We start from the raw sequence: 16,503 nt of genomic DNA, 5'->3' as shown, positions 1-16,503 counted from the left end.
TGAATAATGCGGGTTAATGCCGTCACGTACCGGCCCTGCGAGCTCATCCACTGGCACATCGATCATCGTCAATGGCAAATGTTGTAAGTAAGCAGTCAAACTATCAATCAAATGATGTCGATTGCCAGCGCCTTGCCACTGACGGAAAACCATTACTTCACACATGAGGTTTCTCCTCATTATCAAGTCACTGAGACGCCTAAAACAGCCCCAACTGCTGATCAACCAGGCGCTCGAAATCGTCGTCGACGAAGGGCAGGATCCCGTCGGCCACCGGCTGTAGCTGGCGGCTGACGTAATGCTGGTAGTCGATCGCCGAACGCCTCGCCTCCAGCGGCTCCGGCCCGGCCACGGTGATGACATAACGAATCCAGCCGCCGTCCTGATACTGCAACGGTCGCCCCAGTTGGCGGTTGAGTTCGTCGGCCATGCGCGCGGCACGTACATGCGGCGGCACGTTGCGCTGGTAATCGTCGAGCTTGCGCCGCAACCGCTTGCGGTAGATCAGTTCGTCGTCGTACTCGCCGGCGAGTGTGCGCCGAACCGTATCGCGCACGTAGTCGCGATAGGGCTCGCCGTTGAAGATGCGCCGATAGAGCTCGCGCTGAAAGGCCTTGGCTAGCGGCGACCAGTCGGCACGTACCGACTCCAGGCCCTTGAAGACGAGCTTCCCGCCGCCGTCGGCGTCGCGCACCAGCCCGGCATAGCGCTTCTTGCTGCCCTCTTCCGCGCCGCGAATGGTCGGCATCAGAAAGCGGCTGAAATGGGTCTCGAACTGCAGCTCCAGGGCGCTTTGCAGGTCTAAGCTTTCGCGCAGGTGATGGCGCCACCACTCATTGACCTGCGCCACCAGATGCTTGCCGATCGTCCGTGCCCGCTCTTCTCCGTGCGCTTCGCCCAACCACACGAAAGTCGAGTCGGTATCGCCATAGATAACGGTATAACCCTCAGCTTCGATCAACTCGCGAGTGCGCCGCATGATTTCGTGCCCGCGCATGGTGATCGACGACGCCAGCCGTGGATCGAAGAAGCGGCAACCTCGCGAGCCGAGCACACCATAGAAGGCATTCATGATGATCTTCAGTGCCTGGGCCAGCGGTGCGTTGCCCTCGCGCTTGGCGGCTTCTCGTCCCTCCCAGACCCGAGCGACGATGGCCGGCAAGGCGTGTTGAGTACGAGAGAATCGCGCCTCCAGAAAACCCGGCACCGAGTGCACGTCATCGGGCTGGCGCAGCCCTTCGATCAACCCGACCGGGTCGATCAGAAACGAGCGGATGATCGAGGGATACAGGCTCTTGAAATCGAGCACCAGCACCGAGTCGTAGAGCCCGGGGCGGGAGTCCATCACGTAGCCTCCGGGACTGTCGTCGCCCGCCCGGCTTCCCAGTGTCGGTGCGACGAAGCCGAGCCGGTGCATGCGCGGCAGATAGAGATGCGAGAACGCCGCCACCGAACCGCCGCTGCGATCCGCGGCCAGCCCGGTCACGCTGGCGCGCTCGAGCAGAAAGTCGATGATCCGGGTGTGTCCGAAGATTCGCGTGACCAGCTCGCAATCCTTGAGGTTATAGTGGGCGAGTCGCGGCTTGTCCTCGGCGAACATGCGGTTGATTTCCGCCATCCGCTGGTAGGGATTATCGACCGCTTTGCCCTCGCCGAGCAGCGTCTGGGCGACGTTCTCCAGGCTGTAGGAGGAAAAGCTCCAGGTCGCCGAACGCAGCGCCTCGATGCCGTCGACGATCAAGCGGCCCGGCGCCGAGGAGAAGAAATAATCCGGTTTGCTGCCATGGGCATGCCATTCCAGTGCCGTATCGCCGCGCCCCAGCAATAGCGGCACACCGAAACGCTCGGCGTGACGCTGTAGCTGACGCAGGTCGAACTGGATCACGTTCCAGCCAATGATCGCATCGGGGTCGAAGCGCGCGAACCAGGCATTCAGCGCCCGCAGCAGATCGACTCGCGACTCGCAGTAGACCAGTTCGAAATCTCGCTCGCGATCCGCCGTGCCACCCTCGCCGACCGGTGGCCCGAGCATGTAGACGTCGCGCCGGCCGCACCCTTCGAGGGCGATCGAGTAGAGTTCGCCGTACTGGTCGGTTTCGATATCCAGCGAACAGAGACTGAGTGCCGGGCGATAATCCGGTGCCGGCCTTAGCTGCCCATCGACGATCGTGCCATCTTCGGCCTCTCCTCCACCGACGATGACCGGCGCGGTAATGAAGCGCTCCATCAGATAGCGATCCGGCGGCCTGACATCGGCCTCGAAGACGTCGACGCCGGCCTCGCTCAGCCGACGTTCCAGCTTCATCAGTTGGCGATGAGAGCGGCAATAGAGACCCAATACCGGCCGCCGATCAAAATCCTCGAGCTCGAGTTCACGCAACTCGATGTCGCGCTCCGCCCGCAACACATGCTCGGCGGCCTCACGCTGCTCGGCAGGGATGAACGCTACCGAGGTCTGCACAGGCAGGTGGACCAGCCGCGCCCCCTCGTCGGTCGCCAGCCAGAACCATACGTCGGTACCGGCCGGCGTGTCCTGCCAATGACGGGTGAGAATAAAGCCCTGTTGCTCCACACGTGCCCCTTGGGTATCCAATCCGCAAGCGAATTGTCCCTTGTCGAGCCACGCATCGCTATCCCTTGACACCTCCTTGGGCCAGGCCGGAAACCAGCGCACGCTGTAGCAACACGCCAATGATCAGTGGCGGCAACGCGGTCAACAGGCCTGCCGCAGACAGCAACCCATAATCCGAAACACGACCGCTGGCCAAATTGGCGATCGCCACTGTCAGCGTCTGGCTGCGGTTGTCGTTGGTCAGAATGAACGCATAGAAAAACTCATCCCATAGCAACAGGATGGCGAACAGGATGGCCGTCGCCAATGCCGGTTTCGCCATGGGAAGCGTAACCTTGCGCAACACTGCCAGCATGCCAGCACCATCCACAAATGCCGCCTCCTCGATCTCGTGAGGCAGATTGTCGAAATTGCTCTTCAAAAGCCAAGTCATGAACGGCATGACGATAGAGCAGTCGACCAGCACCAGGCCAAGTTTGGTATTCAGTAGGTCGAACGCGTTCAGCAGCGCGAACAGCGGCACGATCAGTGCCACCGGTGGCAACATGTAGGTCGCAACAACGACATACAGCAAACTGGCATGTCGGCCGCGAATGCGGGAAAAGGCCCACGCCGCCGGTACCGAGACACACAGCGATACCGCCGTGGCACCAAAGGCTACGATCATGGTGTTCTGTAAAGCTCCGAGAAACAGGTCTCCGCGGCTGTTGTCGGCGAGGGAGAGCAACTGCCGATAATTGGACAGATCCAGATGGTCCGGAATCCATTCGAACGGCAGCGTGGTCAGATGCTCCGTCGTACTGATGCTAACCAGCAGCAGCCAAACAATCGGCGCCAGCGTCACGATAGCCACCAGAATGGCGGCCAGATGCAGCAGAATCCGAAGATACAGAGGCTGTTTCATTGACTGGCCTGCCGACGCAACAATGCAATGTATACGTTGATCATGATCATGCTGACGAGCACGATCAGCAGCCCTTGCGCCGCGCCGGAGCCAGCTCGGAAGTTGGCGAAGGCCTCCTGATAGACCTGAATGCTCATGGTTTTGGTGCTGTTGACCGGTCCACCACGGGTCATGACCCAGATGAGGTCGAAGACCTTGACGCCTTCAATGGTCCGCAGCACGGCCGCTACCGTCAGCGGCCCCAGGATGGCGGGCAAGGTGACCACTCTGAAACGCGCCCAGGCGGAAGCGCCATCGATGCGTGCCGCTTCCAATAGCTCTCGGGAAACTCCCTGCAGTGCAGCCAGTGTGATCATCGCCACCAGAGGTACGGTCTTCCAGACATCCGCCACGGCAATGGCATACAATGCAGTGGATGGCGAACCAATCCAGCTCTGATAACTGTCGATCAGCCCAATCTGGGTCAACAGAGCATTCAACCCACCGAAATCGGGATTATAGATCAGTCGCCAGGACATCGCATTGACAACGGTCGGCAGAGCCCAGGGCAGAATCAGCAGAGCGCGAAAGACATTGCGTCCATAGAGCGGCTGATCCAGGAGCAAGGCGATCAGCACACCCAGGACCACTTCCGCCGTGACGGTGATTGCCACGAAAATGATGGTGGTCTGCAATGCCTCTCGCACCTGAGGGGAATGGAAGGCGCGAACGAAATTGTCCAGCCCGACAAACGGACCGGTGTACTGAGTTAGCTGTGCCGAGGTCAGACTCAGCCATAGTGTGTCGAGAAACGGCCAGCCGATGATGATCAAAACCCCGAAAGCCAGGGGAGCAATCATCATCCAGGCAGTATGGCGTTGGCGAGCGTGGTAAGTCGATTGAGGAAACCGCATGTCGCACCCCAGGCGGTTACTGCAGATTCGAGATCTGATCGGCAGCAGAATTCAGGGCGTCCTGCGGCGGCGAGTCTCCCAGCAGTGCTTGCTGGAGCGCCACCTGCAGCAAGTTGGATGCTTCCTGATAATTGGGCAGGGTCGGTCGCGCGATCATGGCGGTAAAGGTCTTCTCGGCAGCCGACATCAAATCGTCCCGGCCGGCGACCACGTCAGGATCGTCGAAGGAACCGACCCAGATTGGCAGACTGCGCTCGGCATGCGAGTTCTGCATTTCCGGCGAGGCCATGTGCTGTACATACTGCCAGGCAAGATCCGGGTGCTGACTGTTGCTGGTCACGCCCAGCCCCATGGATCCGTTGACGCCCGAGGCTTCGCTTACCCCTTCGACACCTGGAGGTGCCATGATGCCGACATCCCCCACGACACTAGACTGCTGTGGATCGTTGGCAAGGTCGTACATGTAAGACCAGTTCAATGCAAAAGCTGCCTTACCGCTGGAGAAGACCCGGCGCACGTCCTCCTCCAGATACTGCGTCGAGTTTGGGTTGGTGATTCCATTGTCCAGTGTCGATACCATGTAGTCGAGAGCCTTCAGACCGCCCCCTTTCTGGAACGCCGGCTTGCCAGCGTCATCCAGGAAACGACCTCCGAAGGCATCCAGCAATGTGGTGTAGTCGCAGACCACTGCCTCGGCCTGCGGCCAACTCCATACCAGCGGATATTCGACGATTCCCTTCTCCTTCATCGTCTCGGCCTGATCAGCCACCTCCTGCCATGTCCGGGGTGGGTGATCGAATCCCGCTTTCGACAACATCGCCTTGTTGTAGAAAAACAGCTTGGAGTCGTTGGTCCAGGGCATACCGTAGTACTTGTCGTCGTAAACGACAGTCGTCCAGGCTCCAGGGAAAACCTTGTCCTCGACAGCGGGATCGATGCGCTCGGAAACGTCCTCGAGGAGGCCGCGCTGGGCGTACTCGGCGGTCCAGATCACGTCGAACAACACGACGTCATAGCCATTGCTGGAGTTGCTCGCCAGCAACGTCTTGTTCCTCAAGCCTTCATATGGAACGAACTCCAGGTTGACATCGACACCGGGATGCGCCTGAGTGAAAGCCTCTGTCATGCTGCGGATATCATCCTCGTTGTAGGAGGCCTGAGACATGAACAAGGCATTGAGCGTTTCAGCCGAAGCAACGGTCGGCATCAGGCCACCCAAGCTCAGCATCAGGAAAGCAATACCAAAAGACTTGGAGCGAGCGAACATTTCAGGGCCTCCTCTACTATTGTTGTTGTCCCCGTTAACGAGTCTCGGCAAGGGAATCTGCCAGTCATTAATTCAATTTGTTTTCCGAATTAAGCAAATCGACATTGCCTTGTCAACCAACCAAAAATCGTGGATTGGCCAGTCTCAACTCGTCGGCTCACCAGCGAAGAACGGAATATCCGCAAATCCCGAAACCCCAAAGGTATTGGACGAGTTGGATCCGCTATTCGTGTCGCTAGCGTGCAATGCAAGCCGCTCCTGGGTCGCGGGGTGTAGCAAATAGGACATCGGCAACGCCGCCGCACCGATCGACGGTGTATCGACCACCACCTTGCCTTGGGCAAGGCGAGTTAGATCCGAACCGGAGCGCGACACGATACTGGGCTTCAGCGGTCGGACCTTGTCGATCAGCGCTGTTAGAATCGGCCCCGGCAATACCCCTCCCATCACGACGCCCCCTGGATCCAGCATGTTTTCCAACTGATTGACGGCAATCCTCAGATAATAGGCAGCATCCTCTAGCCAACGCTCGAGCGCCGGATTTCCCTTTTCGAACTCGGCCAGCAGATATTCCGGAGTCGCAGCTTCCAGTTCGCTCTCGCTGTGCAGGAAAGCTTCGTAGGCGCTGAACAGCGAAATGTATCGCTCCAGACAGCCGCGACTGCCGCATGCGCAGACTTTTCCGCCAGGATTGACGATCAGATGCCCTACTTCAGCGGCTCGCTGATGCACTCCGGCATAGGGCTGCCCATCCACGATGATGCCGCCCCCCACGCCGAGACCGAAGTAGATATAGACAAAGCTGCGTAACTGGTGGCCCCAGCCATAGAGACTCTCGCCGACAGCGGCAGCCGTGGCATCGTTGTCGACATAGACTGGCAGGCGCAGCCGCCGCGACAGCTTCTCCCCGACAGGGAAGTCCAGCCAGCCCTCCATGCTCAACGGTCCGTAGGAGACAAAGACACCGCGCTCGAAGAAACCAGGCATGACGACGCCAACTCCCAACAACCTATTGCGCCGCAAGGTATGACTAGGCACCAGTGTCTCGACGACCCGCTCGACCTGTCCCAACACTTGTTCCGGGTTCTGGCTGGCGACCAATACCTGAGCACGCTCGACGATTTCGCCCAGCACATTGACCACGATCCCGACGATACGTTGCTGATCAAGATGCACACCGATGGTATAGGCCCCTTCGCCATCGACGGCGTACTCGAGTGCGGGCTGCCCCTTGCCACCTTTGCGCCGCCCCACTTCCCGAATCAATCCGGTATCGACGAATTCGGCAGTAATGTTGGAGACGGTCTGCGGTGTCAAACCGGTCATGCGAGCCACCTCGGCGCGAGATACCGGTCCATGTCTCAGCACTACCTCGAAGGCCACTCTCCGGTTACGGCCACGAGCATGTTCCAGATTGGTTCCCATCAATGACATGCCTTCCACTCCTCCCCCTTGAATTTCGCAAATGTTTTGAATTAGTTTGTAGCAAAATTCGCTGAAATGTCACCTGAGCGCAGGGCCACGACAATGACAATCGCACAATTCATCACCCAACAACCCACCATCATCCATCACTCCCTGCACGACCTGCCCGATCAGATTCGGGCCGCATTACCAGCCATCCCCCCCGAGCATATCTATCTGATCGGCACGGGCAGTTCCATGAACGCCTTCCAGGCATCGATCCAAGCTTTTGTCCGGACGGCGGCCAACCTGCATCTATGCAGCCCGCTGACTTTCCTGGCGGAAAAGACATGTAGGCGACGCCACAACAGTCTAGCCATCATCCTTTCCCAGTCCGGTCAGAGTCGCGATACGCTGGCCGCCACCCACCAGGCACTGGCCGAGCAGATGAAGGCCATCGTGGTCACCGCCGGCAGAAACACCGACATGGCCAAACTAGACGTAGGCCTGGTTCTTCTCCCTGCGGAACGGGAAACCGTCGGCCCAAAGACGATGGGCTACACTGCCAGCGTCATCGCGATCCAATTGATCGGCGTCCTGCTTTCCGGTACGTCTCCATGCATCGACGACGCCCCTTTCGTCGACGACTACGCACGTTTCGTCACCGCGGCCCGGAATTGGTCGCTGAATGCCTTGCCGACATTCGCTAACGCTGACGTCATTCTCGTGCTGGGTCAGGGGCGCCATCTGGGTTCGGCCCAGGAAGGTTCACTGAAGATTGCCGAGATGAGCGGCATCCCCTCCTTCGGCTTGGAAACGGAGGAAGCCAGTCACGGCCGCCTGCACGGCCTTACCCGTCACTCTCGGACCGTCCTGCTGGCCTCCACCGCCGACGAGTTGGATTTTGCCCACCGTATTGCTCGAGCCATGACACATTACCATCTGCATGCCCTCGTTTTTGATCTGACCGGTACATCGATGCCCACAGAAGCCCCCACCTTCCGCATGAATGGGCTCGACATCCCATTGCTCCATGAGGATACGCTGACGGCAGTCGTTCCATTCCAATGGCTCGGCGTCCATCTCGCCGAGCAACGAGGCATGGTGCCGGAGGCCATGACCTACCCTGACCTGACCGCCCGACTCGGCATCAAACTCGATGGAACGAATCACTGACATGGAGCATGTATTCGGGATCGACATCGGCGGCTCGGCCATCAAATTGGGGATCGTCGACGACAGTGGTCATGTCGTGGCAAAGGACACATTCCCATTATCGGATATCGACACGCTCGACGAACTCGTGTTCGGTACGGCCAAACGACTCACTTGCCTGGCCAACATCCATCGCCTTTCTCCCGTGGCAATCGGGATTTCCGCACCAGGGCATTGCGACCGTTTGACCGGAGAGGCCATTGACGGTACCGGCAATGTTCCGCCACTGAAACGGGGATCGTTTCCAGTGCGGCTGAGCATTGCAACAGGGCTACCCAGCACCATCGACAATGATGGTGTCTGTGCCACACGGGGGGAGTTGGAATACGGCGCCGGACGACATGCCAACAGCTTCGCTCTGATCACTATCGGCACGGGCATCGGCGGCGCCTTGGTCATTGATCGGCACATCGCCATCGGCGCGAATGCCAAACCACCCGAGTTCGGCGCCATGGTGCTGGAACCCGGCCACTCCTCAATCCGCCATGGTTTGCGAGGCACCCTGGAGGATCTGGCCAGCGGGAAAGCCATCATCAGTGCCTACGCCCATCGGACTGGCGAGCAGGTTCAATCACTCGATGTCGACACGATTCGCCGACGCGCTCTTCAAGGGGACAGGCATGCGCTGGCGGCCTTCGATACTATGGCGCGTTATGTCGCCCAGGCTTTCGGCACGATGATCAACCTCACCGCCATCGACCTGTGCCTCGTCGGTGGTGGCGTCTCGCTGGCCGGCGACTTCCTGCTGGACCGTATTCGCCGGAACCTGCCGAACCATGCCTGGCCCTATCTGGTTCAGGACGTGACCATAGCACCGACCGCACACGGCAATGATTCTGGGCTGATCGGTGCGGCGGTCACGATACGGCAGCGACTTGGCCGCACCAACGACGGCGAGGACGGCATTTTCCATCCTACGGGACACAGTGAATCAGGTGGTCGGTGATGTCACACTCAAACCAAGTCGAACTATTGGGCATCCGCAAGAAATACGGTACCAGCGAAGTGATACGAGGCGTCGATCTGAACGTCGGGCGCGGTGAATTCGTCGTATTCGTGGGGCCATCCGGCTGCGGCAAATCCACTCTGTTGCGCATGATTGCCGGTCTGGAAGAGATCAGCGACGGGGACCTCCGAATCGAAGGGCGTTCGGTCAAGAACCTTCCCCCCGCCAAACGAGGCATATCCATGGTCTTTCAGTCCTATGCCCTCTATCCCCATCTGAGCGTCGAGGACAACATGGGCTTCGGCCTCAAGCAGGCCAAGACTGACAAGGCCGTCATCAAGAACAAGGTGGCCGAAGCCGCCAGGATGCTGCAATTGGAGGAACTACTGACACGCAGGCCACGACAGCTCTCCGGCGGACAGCGTCAACGCGTCGCCATCGGCCGCGCCATCGTCAGAGATCCCACCGTCTTCCTGTTCGACGAACCGCTATCCAATCTGGATGCCGCCCTGCGTGTCCAGATGCGACTTGAGATCGCCCGTCTGCACAAGGAGATGAATGCCACCATGATCTATGTTACCCACGATCAGACCGAAGCGATGACGCTGGCCGACCGTATCGTGGTACTGAATCAAGGACGCATCGAACAGGTTGGCACGCCGCTCGAGCTTTACACCGCGCCGCTGACGAAATTCGTCGCCGGTTTCATCGGTAGCCCGAGGATGAATTTCCTGCCAGCACTCATCACCCGTTCAGATGACGCCACGGCAATCGTGGAGCTGCCAAACGGGACCCGACTCAAGGCACCTCGCCTATCCATTCCCCGCGACACCGAACAGCGGATCATCCTGGGAGTCCGGCCACACGAGATCACTCTTCCCGATCGCTCGGAAAGCATAGCAACCGATATCACCCTCGGCGGGCGAATCGAGGTGATCGAAAACCTCGGCAACAGCACATTACTGCACATCCGAACCGGTGGGGACACTCTGTTGACCGTCGAGCGCTCCGGCATCGCACTGCACCGTGCCGACGAGATCATCAACGTCGGTATCGATCTGGCACATTGCCATTGCTTCGATGGCAACGGCAAACGCCTAACATTGCTATAATGCGGACCATTATCGGTCGCCAGCCAGAACGACACCTGCGTGCCGGCCGGCGAGTCCCGCCAATGGCGGGTGAGAACGAAGCCCTCGAGCTTCATGATGGCCTCGGAGACGATGAGTAACCCACCAATGGTACGGAGAAATGGAAAGCTTGTCGCGACAGACGCTTGTCGCTTCCCATGGGGCTCCAGTTCCGAGACCCGCTTGTCGACTACGTTTCGTAGCCGATGAAACGTATCGTTCCTGGGACCGCAAACCCATGTTCGATGGTTGGCGCTTCCCCGACGGCACGACCGCCTCATCACTGCGGCGAGGCCTTACCCACACAAATCGTGCAGCCTTTTTTCGGGATAAAGGAGATGTGATATACGGAAACTTAGAGCAGGCACTTAGTGGTCGAACCAGCGATGGGTTTCGAAACGCCTACCTAGTCATTCACCTCAGCCTCGTGAACAGGCGGCGAAGTCGGCAATACATCATTGGCCAAGGACCGATAGCGAGTTCCTTTCAACAACCTTATCGCCTCATCGCGATCCGCGTTACCCAGCATCTGCTTCAGCAGTCCGACGGCTTGACTCGCGCGGTGTAGAATTGCAAATTTATCTTGTTCGACCAGCTCTTCGATATCGAGCGCCTCTATAAACTGACGTTTCGTTTTATCGTAAGCGCCGAAAGATTGCTTGGGCCATGAAAAGCCATAACGGGCGGATACGTTTTCATGCGATAGGTGACCAGGACGGTTGGTTTTCAACTGTTGTTTTTGAGACGGCCGTCCCCGCAGCAGAAGCGCTAGATACTCATCTTCAGAACGATACATTCGGTGAACGACGTAGGCCCTTTTGGGTTTTATGACCGACTGGCAGGCCAACTCGGGATGGTCTTTGCTGAAGATCACGGGCCAGCCATCCGTATCGTAGGGAATCACATTGCGGCCAAAGATGGGATGATGAATTCTGACGTGCTTTATTTCCGTATCCTGGATTGGAAAAAGCGTCTTGAGGTGAGAGGATAATACATAACCCGTACTGATATTCAGAAAAGAAAATGCCTCGCCTTGACCCAGCTCACAATGCCATAAATGACAGATGGGGCGTCGCTCTCCATCACTCACCATAGATACCAATTGGCCGACGTGGGCCGTAAAGTCTTCTGGTACCCAGAATTCATCAATGTCGAGAAACATCAACCAATCAATGCCCTCCTGACGGGACGCTTCCAACCCCTTGGCATAGGCGATGGTCTGTATTTTACGCCCGACTCCCGGATCACACAGATCGATTCAGTCAATATATTCATATGTTACTTGAAAATGATTTCGTGCAATACGATCCAGCACTGCGGCTGATGCATCAGAAGTACGATTGAGATAGACGTGAATTCGGTCAAATCCAAAATGCAGATGATGAAAGACCCATTCAGCCAAGTAAGGCCCTTCATCCTTGGCCACCGCGCATATCTTGAACAAGGGTTTTGTCATATTATCTTCTCCCCATCAAGAATAACAACATGCGATCAACTCTATTCGATACTTAACCAAAATAGCCCCATGCAAAATATCGAGCCTTTTATGACTATAGAGATACTGAGTATCTCTTTTTCAAGGCTGCCGTAGCGAAAAACAAACCACAAGATGATTTAACTCAAACTAAAGTCAATACGTTCGTGCGGACATGCCGACATGCCGGTATCAGGAGAGTCATATGCCAAGGGTCGCGTCACTCGCCAGCCACAACCTGTGCTGGCGACAGACCGAATTCTCGCTGGCACCGAATCGGCCGCTATCGATAGATATCGGCCAGTACCATGCCTCCCAACCATAGCGGAGAACAACATGACAATGGGAGTAGGGCTATTACAGGCGCCGAAAGTGTGAGTGGCAATCCATCATGGTTTCGTCATTGGCTTGTCATTTTTAGCGCTTTTAATTACTCGACGAATCATTACCTATCTCTTTTCACCTCAGCCGACATGACGCGACCATGGCATCTCCACTACTGAACTTCGAGCCCCATCCGGTAACTGAGTCCATTCCGGAAATGCCAACCGTCGCTCAAGACAAAATCTTGTCCGTGAGTGGACTCGAGAAAGCTTACGCGTCTAATAATGTATTGAAATCAATTGATTTATCTCTTTCCAGAGGTGAAATGGTAGCCGTTATCGGACGCTCCGGAGCAGGAAAGTCGACCTTGTTGCACGTCATGAATGGCAGCACACCGGCGACTGGCGGACAGATTCTCTATCATGGTTACAAAAGCCATGGTCACGAAGGTAACGGTCGGGACATCCTGTGTTCCAATGCCCGCCAATGGCGTCAGTGGCGCAGTGAATACGGCATGATTTTTCAGGACTTCTGTCTCGTTCCCCGCCTGGATGTGCTCACCAATGTTCTATTGGGCCGGTTGAACCACACATCCACGGTCAAGTTCTTTTTCAAGATCTTCTCCGACGAGGATCGTACCCGAGCCATTACGCTACTGCAGTGGTTGGGGCTGCTACCTCAAGCTCTGCAGCGCGCGGAGAACCTTTCCGGCGGCCAGATGCAACGCGTGGCGATCTGTCGCGCGTTGATGCAGAACCCGCAACTATTGCTGGCAGATGAACCCGTTGCCTCGCTGGATCCAAAGAATACGCAGCGAATCATGGAGGTGTTACGCCAGATCAGTGAAAACGGCATCACCGTCATGATCAATCTGCACTCGATCGAACTCGTGCGCCAGTACTGCACGAGAGCGATCGGCATCGCCCAGGGTGAAATCCTATTCGACGGCCCTCCCGATCGACTGGATGAGTCCCTGTTACGCCGACTCTACGGCGATGAAATGGAAACGCTTCATTAATTCCAATACCTCGATTAGGTGATCAACGATGAAGAAAACGCTGCAGGCAGCTTCCTTGCTGGCCAGTGTACTGCTTTCCGCTACCGTTCACGCGGCCGACGCCCCACAGGAATTGAATCTCGGTATTCTCGGCGGGCAGACCGCGACACAACAGATCGGCGACAACCAGTGCGTCAAAACCTTTCTCGACGACAAACTGGGGGTCGACACCCAGCTGCGTAACTCCTCCGACTACGCCGGCGTCATCCAGGGCCTGCTGAGCGACAAGGTCGATCTCGTGCTCAATATGTCGCCTTCTTCCTATGCTTCGGTCTACATCGAAAACCCCGATGCGGTCGATCTGGTCGGTGTCACGGCCAACGACAGCGACAATGCCAAAGGTTACTACTCGGTCGTTGTGGTCAAGGCGGACAGTCCCTACCAGAAACTCGAGGATCTCAAGGGCAAGACGTTCGGTTTCGCCGACCCCAATTCGACCTCCGGTTACCTGATCCCCGACCACGCCTTCCAGCAGCAGTTCGGCGGCAACATGGATGATCGGTACGATCACTTCTTCTCCGACGTGACTTTCTCCGGAGGCCACGAGCAGGACATTCTTGGCGTTCTCAACGACCAGTTCGACGGCGCGGTGACCTGGGCCTCCATGGTCGGCAACCGTGAAGATGGCTACTCGGCGGGTGCTTTCCGCCGGCTCAAGGAACTCGACCATCCGGACCTGATGGATAACGTCCGTATCATCTGGCAGTCGAACCTGATCCCCAACGGCCCGCTCCTCGTGCGTCACGATCTGCCTGAAGACTTCAAGAATCGCCTGGTCGCCACGGTCCACGATCTCGACAAAAACGATCACGACTGCTTTGCCAAAGCCACTGGCGGCAAGTATCACATCGAGTCCACCTCGATCGATGAGTATCGGGACATCATCGACATGAAGCGCGAACTGACCTCGCGTCGTTAAAGGCACATGCACCGATGGCGCCTTTCCTCGCCATGCTTAGGGACACGGGCAAGGCTCGTGTCCCTAATGCATTTGCGGCGGTACGCTCGCCAATGCGCCCGAATCGCCAATTGGGTTCAGCGGCCAGGATCAATCATGAAGACTCAGCCTCCCAATTCCGAGTTCGATATCTACTAGCGGCAGATGCGCCGCATTCAACTGCGCGAATCCACACTCTGGTCCCTGACGCTACTGGCGCTCTATCTCGGTTCCACGCACTTCTCCGAGTTCGACCTCGCCACGCTCTGGAATGCGATTCCCCATTTTTTCGATTACATCCTCAAGACCCTGCCGATACTGCATCTGACCGACCTGTTCGCCAATGTGCATACCGAAGGCTCGTTGGCCTACTGAGGGTATCGGCTCGATATACAGCTCCCATTGATCTGGGAGACACTGAATCTCGCCGTGGCATCGACGATCCTCTCAGCTCTGATTGCCATCGTGCTGGCCTTTCTCGCCGCCAATAACACACGTAGCCCGCTCTGGCTTCGCCAGGTCATTCGTACTGGTGCCGCCTTTCTGCGTACCATGCCCGAACTCGCCTGGGCCGTCATGTTCGTCATGGCGTTTGGCGTTGGCGCCATTCCCGGCTTCCTGGCACTGGCGCTGCATACCGTAGGCAGTCTGACCAAGCTGTTCTACGAGGCGATCTCGACCGCTTCTCCCAAACCGGTTCGCGGCCTGGTGGCCTGCGGTGCGGGACCGGTTCAATCCGTGCGTTTCGGGCTGTGGCCACAGGTCAAGCCGATCATTCTCTCCTACGTTTTCATGCGCCTGGAGATCAACTTCCGCCAGTCCACCATTCTCGGGCTGGTGGGGGCCGGCGGCATCGGCCAGGAGTTGATAACCAACATTCAGCTCAGCCGCTACGACCAGATCAGCATCACGCTGCTGTTGATCATCGTGGTGGTCTCGCTGCTGGACAGCGTCTCGAGCCGCGTCCGCCGCCAGATTCTGGAGCCTCGATCATGACCATCGACCTGTTGGAACGGAGCGATCCCGATGTCATCAAGCGCGAGCACGCTACGCTGTTCCGTGTCCAACGGCGCTACCTCCTTCGGCTGGCCCTGCTGGTCGCCGCCGTGTTCGCCTTCTACGTTCTCTTTTTCGTCCAGTACGGCATCAGTCTCGAGCAGACCCTGACCGGGCTCGGCAAATTGGTTCAGTACTTCCTACACATGTTCATCTGGAGGGATTTCCAGAATTGGCCGTTCGGTTACTATCTCGAGCAGATTTTCATCACGGTGGCGATCGTCTTCACCGGCACCTTGACGGCGACAGTGGTCGCGCTGCCTTGCTCGTTCTTCGCGGCGCGCAACGTCATGGCGCATCCATTGCTGCGTCCCGTCGGCTTTCTGGTCAGGCGCGTTTTCGACGTCCTGCGCGGTGTGGACATGGCCATCTGGGGGCTGGTGTTCGTCAGTGCCGTCGGCCTGGGCCCGCTGGCGGGTGCGCTGGCCATTCTAGTTCAGGACACTGGACTGCTCGGCAAGCTCTATGCCGAGGGGCACGAAGCCGTGGAGAAGGCGCCGACCCGTGGTCTGACGGCAGTGGGGGCCAACAGCCTGCAGAAATACCGCCTCGGTGTGTTCACGCAATCCTTCCCGACTTTCCTGGCACTGAGCCTCTACCAACTGGAATCCAACACGCGCTCCGCCGCCGTGCTTGGCTTCGTCGGTGCCGGAGGCATCGGTCTGGTCTACGCCGAAAACATGCGTCTGTGGAACTGGGACGTGGTGATGTTCATCACGCTGCTGCTGGTCATCGTGGTGATGCTGATCGATGGGCTCTCCGCGCAGCTGCGCAAACGCTATATTCTCGGCAAGGAGATACCGCTTTTTCAGCCCGAGGCCCAATCGACGTGACCCCATGCCGGCATGTAACGGTTCAAATGAGCTTCTCCATCAGTACATGCGCCACGGCGGTTTTGGCGGATGGATAAGGCTCCCCCCCGCGTCTCAAAGCCTTCCTGGCGGTAGAAAGGAATCGCATGCGTTCTAGCGCTGAGTTGCACTTTCGAGGCGCCATGGTCTCTGGCAATCGCTATCAATTTTCTCAGGATCTGGCGCCCCACGCCTTGCCCTTGAAACGCGGACGCCACCACCATCTGCGAGATACCATATAGCCGTGAGTCAAAAGCATTCAGACGACCATAACCCAACACTTCGTCATCGCGCATCGCCACCAGGTGCCAGGCACTCTCTTCCAAGCCGTCATCCAGAATCGTCGACGCTAGGCCATGTTCGGCGAAAAACAGCGCATACCTGAGTTCACGCGCCCGAGCCTACTCAGGGCTGAGCCTACCGACCAGATGTAACTCCGGAGTCTCTCTCGAGGGCATTTCCGATTCCCTTGT

16 protein-coding genes and 1 pseudogene are annotated in these 16,503 nt (G+C 57.7%); 8 read left to right on the top strand and 9 right to left on the bottom strand.

Annotated features, from left to right (window positions below; translation table 11 throughout):
* Nucleotides 1-199: 199 nt before the first annotated feature.
* From DOM57_RS06800 to DOM57_RS06780, 5 genes are all read right to left on the bottom strand, one after another.
* The gene (locus DOM57_RS06800; RefSeq protein WP_239496143.1) at nucleotides 200-2,674 is read right to left on the bottom strand and encodes a DNA polymerase II; all 2,475 of its coding nucleotides are present in this window, start codon (nucleotides 2,672-2,674) and stop codon (nucleotides 200-202) included.
* Nucleotides 2,631-3,416, bottom strand: a complete 786-nt coding sequence (locus DOM57_RS06795) for a carbohydrate ABC transporter permease (RefSeq protein WP_204352886.1) — start codon at nucleotides 3,414-3,416, stop codon at nucleotides 2,631-2,633. Before DOM57_RS06795 ends, DOM57_RS06800 begins: the two co-directional genes overlap by 44 nt.
* A 56-nt stretch (nucleotides 3,417-3,472) precedes the next feature.
* Nucleotides 3,473-4,315 carry a carbohydrate ABC transporter permease gene (locus DOM57_RS06790; RefSeq protein WP_239496142.1) on the bottom strand — a complete coding sequence of 281 codons (843 nt, stop codon included), beginning with the start codon at nucleotides 4,313-4,315 and terminating at the stop codon, nucleotides 3,473-3,475.
* Nucleotides 4,316-4,385: 70 nt separating this feature from the next.
* On the bottom strand, nucleotides 4,386-5,636 hold the full coding sequence (locus DOM57_RS06785; protein WP_239496141.1) for an extracellular solute-binding protein: 1,251 nt from the start codon (nucleotides 5,634-5,636) through the stop codon (nucleotides 4,386-4,388).
* Nucleotides 5,637-5,780: 144 nt separating this feature from the next.
* Complete coding sequence (locus DOM57_RS06780; protein ID WP_110648475.1) at nucleotides 5,781-7,070, bottom strand: ROK family transcriptional regulator; 1,290 nt, start codon at nucleotides 7,068-7,070, stop codon at nucleotides 5,781-5,783.
* Between the two features lie 93 nt (nucleotides 7,071-7,163).
* Between DOM57_RS06780 and DOM57_RS06775 the strand changes: the two genes are divergently transcribed.
* From DOM57_RS06775 to DOM57_RS06765, 3 genes are read left to right on the top strand one after another with little or no spacing between them, the layout of a single operon-like run.
* A complete protein-coding gene (locus DOM57_RS06775; RefSeq protein ID WP_162619466.1) occupies nucleotides 7,164-8,216 on the top strand; it encodes an SIS domain-containing protein in 1,053 nt (350 codons plus the stop codon).
* A gap of 1 nt (nucleotide 8,217) precedes the next feature.
* Nucleotides 8,218-9,201: an ROK family protein gene (locus tag DOM57_RS06770; protein WP_162619465.1), complete on the top strand. Its 984-nt coding sequence runs from the start codon at nucleotides 8,218-8,220 to the stop codon at nucleotides 9,199-9,201.
* Nucleotides 9,201-10,313 (top strand): ABC transporter ATP-binding protein, encoded by a 1,113-nt coding sequence (locus tag DOM57_RS06765; RefSeq protein ID WP_110648472.1) that lies wholly within the window; start codon nucleotides 9,201-9,203, stop codon nucleotides 10,311-10,313. Before DOM57_RS06770 ends, DOM57_RS06765 begins: the two co-directional genes overlap by 1 nt.
* Nucleotides 10,314-10,348: 35 nt before the next feature.
* Here DOM57_RS06765 and DOM57_RS22695 read toward each other — a convergent pair.
* The 3 genes and pseudogenes from DOM57_RS22695 to DOM57_RS06755 all read right to left on the bottom strand — a co-directional run.
* Nucleotides 10,349-10,408, bottom strand: a pseudogene (locus tag DOM57_RS22695) (hypothetical protein); the annotation flags it as partial.
* A gap of 329 nt (nucleotides 10,409-10,737) precedes the next feature.
* Nucleotides 10,738-11,493, bottom strand: a complete 756-nt coding sequence (locus tag DOM57_RS06760) for a hypothetical protein (RefSeq protein ID WP_110648471.1) — start codon at nucleotides 11,491-11,493, stop codon at nucleotides 10,738-10,740.
* Between the two features lie 96 nt (nucleotides 11,494-11,589).
* Nucleotides 11,590-11,787: a glycosyltransferase family 2 protein gene (locus DOM57_RS06755; protein ID WP_110648470.1), complete on the bottom strand. Its 198-nt coding sequence runs from the start codon at nucleotides 11,785-11,787 to the stop codon at nucleotides 11,590-11,592.
* A 502-nt stretch (nucleotides 11,788-12,289) separates the two neighbouring features.
* Here DOM57_RS06755 and phnC point away from each other — a divergent pair.
* The 5 genes from phnC (at nucleotide 12,290) to phnE (DOM57_RS06735) (ending at nucleotide 16,012) form a co-directional block, all read left to right on the top strand.
* Nucleotides 12,290-13,147, top strand: a complete 858-nt coding sequence (gene phnC / locus DOM57_RS06750) for a phosphonate ABC transporter ATP-binding protein (protein WP_110648469.1) — start codon at nucleotides 12,290-12,292, stop codon at nucleotides 13,145-13,147.
* Nucleotides 13,148-13,175: 28 nt separating this feature from the next.
* Nucleotides 13,176-14,105: a phosphonate ABC transporter substrate-binding protein gene (gene phnD / locus DOM57_RS06745; protein ID WP_110648468.1), complete on the top strand. Its 930-nt coding sequence runs from the start codon at nucleotides 13,176-13,178 to the stop codon at nucleotides 14,103-14,105.
* A 183-nt stretch (nucleotides 14,106-14,288) separates the two neighbouring features.
* Nucleotides 14,289-14,498: a hypothetical protein gene (locus DOM57_RS22235; protein WP_239496140.1), complete on the top strand. Its 210-nt coding sequence runs from the start codon at nucleotides 14,289-14,291 to the stop codon at nucleotides 14,496-14,498.
* Nucleotides 14,499-14,525: 27 nt separating this feature from the next.
* Complete coding sequence (gene phnE, locus DOM57_RS22230; RefSeq protein WP_275425958.1) at nucleotides 14,526-15,119, top strand: phosphonate ABC transporter, permease protein PhnE; 594 nt, start codon at nucleotides 14,526-14,528, stop codon at nucleotides 15,117-15,119.
* A complete protein-coding gene (phnE, locus tag DOM57_RS06735) occupies nucleotides 15,116-16,012 on the top strand; it encodes a phosphonate ABC transporter, permease protein PhnE (RefSeq protein ID WP_110648467.1) in 897 nt (298 codons plus the stop codon). Before phnE (DOM57_RS22230) ends, phnE (DOM57_RS06735) begins: the two co-directional genes overlap by 4 nt.
* Here the strand turns inward: phnE (DOM57_RS06735) and DOM57_RS06730 are convergent.
* The gene (locus DOM57_RS06730) at nucleotides 15,988-16,356 is read right to left on the bottom strand and encodes a GNAT family N-acetyltransferase (RefSeq protein ID WP_110648466.1); all 369 of its coding nucleotides are present in this window, start codon (nucleotides 16,354-16,356) and stop codon (nucleotides 15,988-15,990) included. The genes phnE (DOM57_RS06735) and DOM57_RS06730 overlap by 25 nt on opposite strands.
* Nucleotides 16,357-16,503 lie beyond the last annotated feature (147 nt).

Origin of the sequence: Salinicola peritrichatus, assembly GCF_003206715.1 — a bacterium.
In the GTDB taxonomy this organism is placed as follows: domain Bacteria; phylum Pseudomonadota; class Gammaproteobacteria; order Pseudomonadales; family Halomonadaceae; genus Salinicola; species Salinicola peritrichatus.
This window is presented reverse-complemented; position numbering and strand designations above follow the sequence as displayed.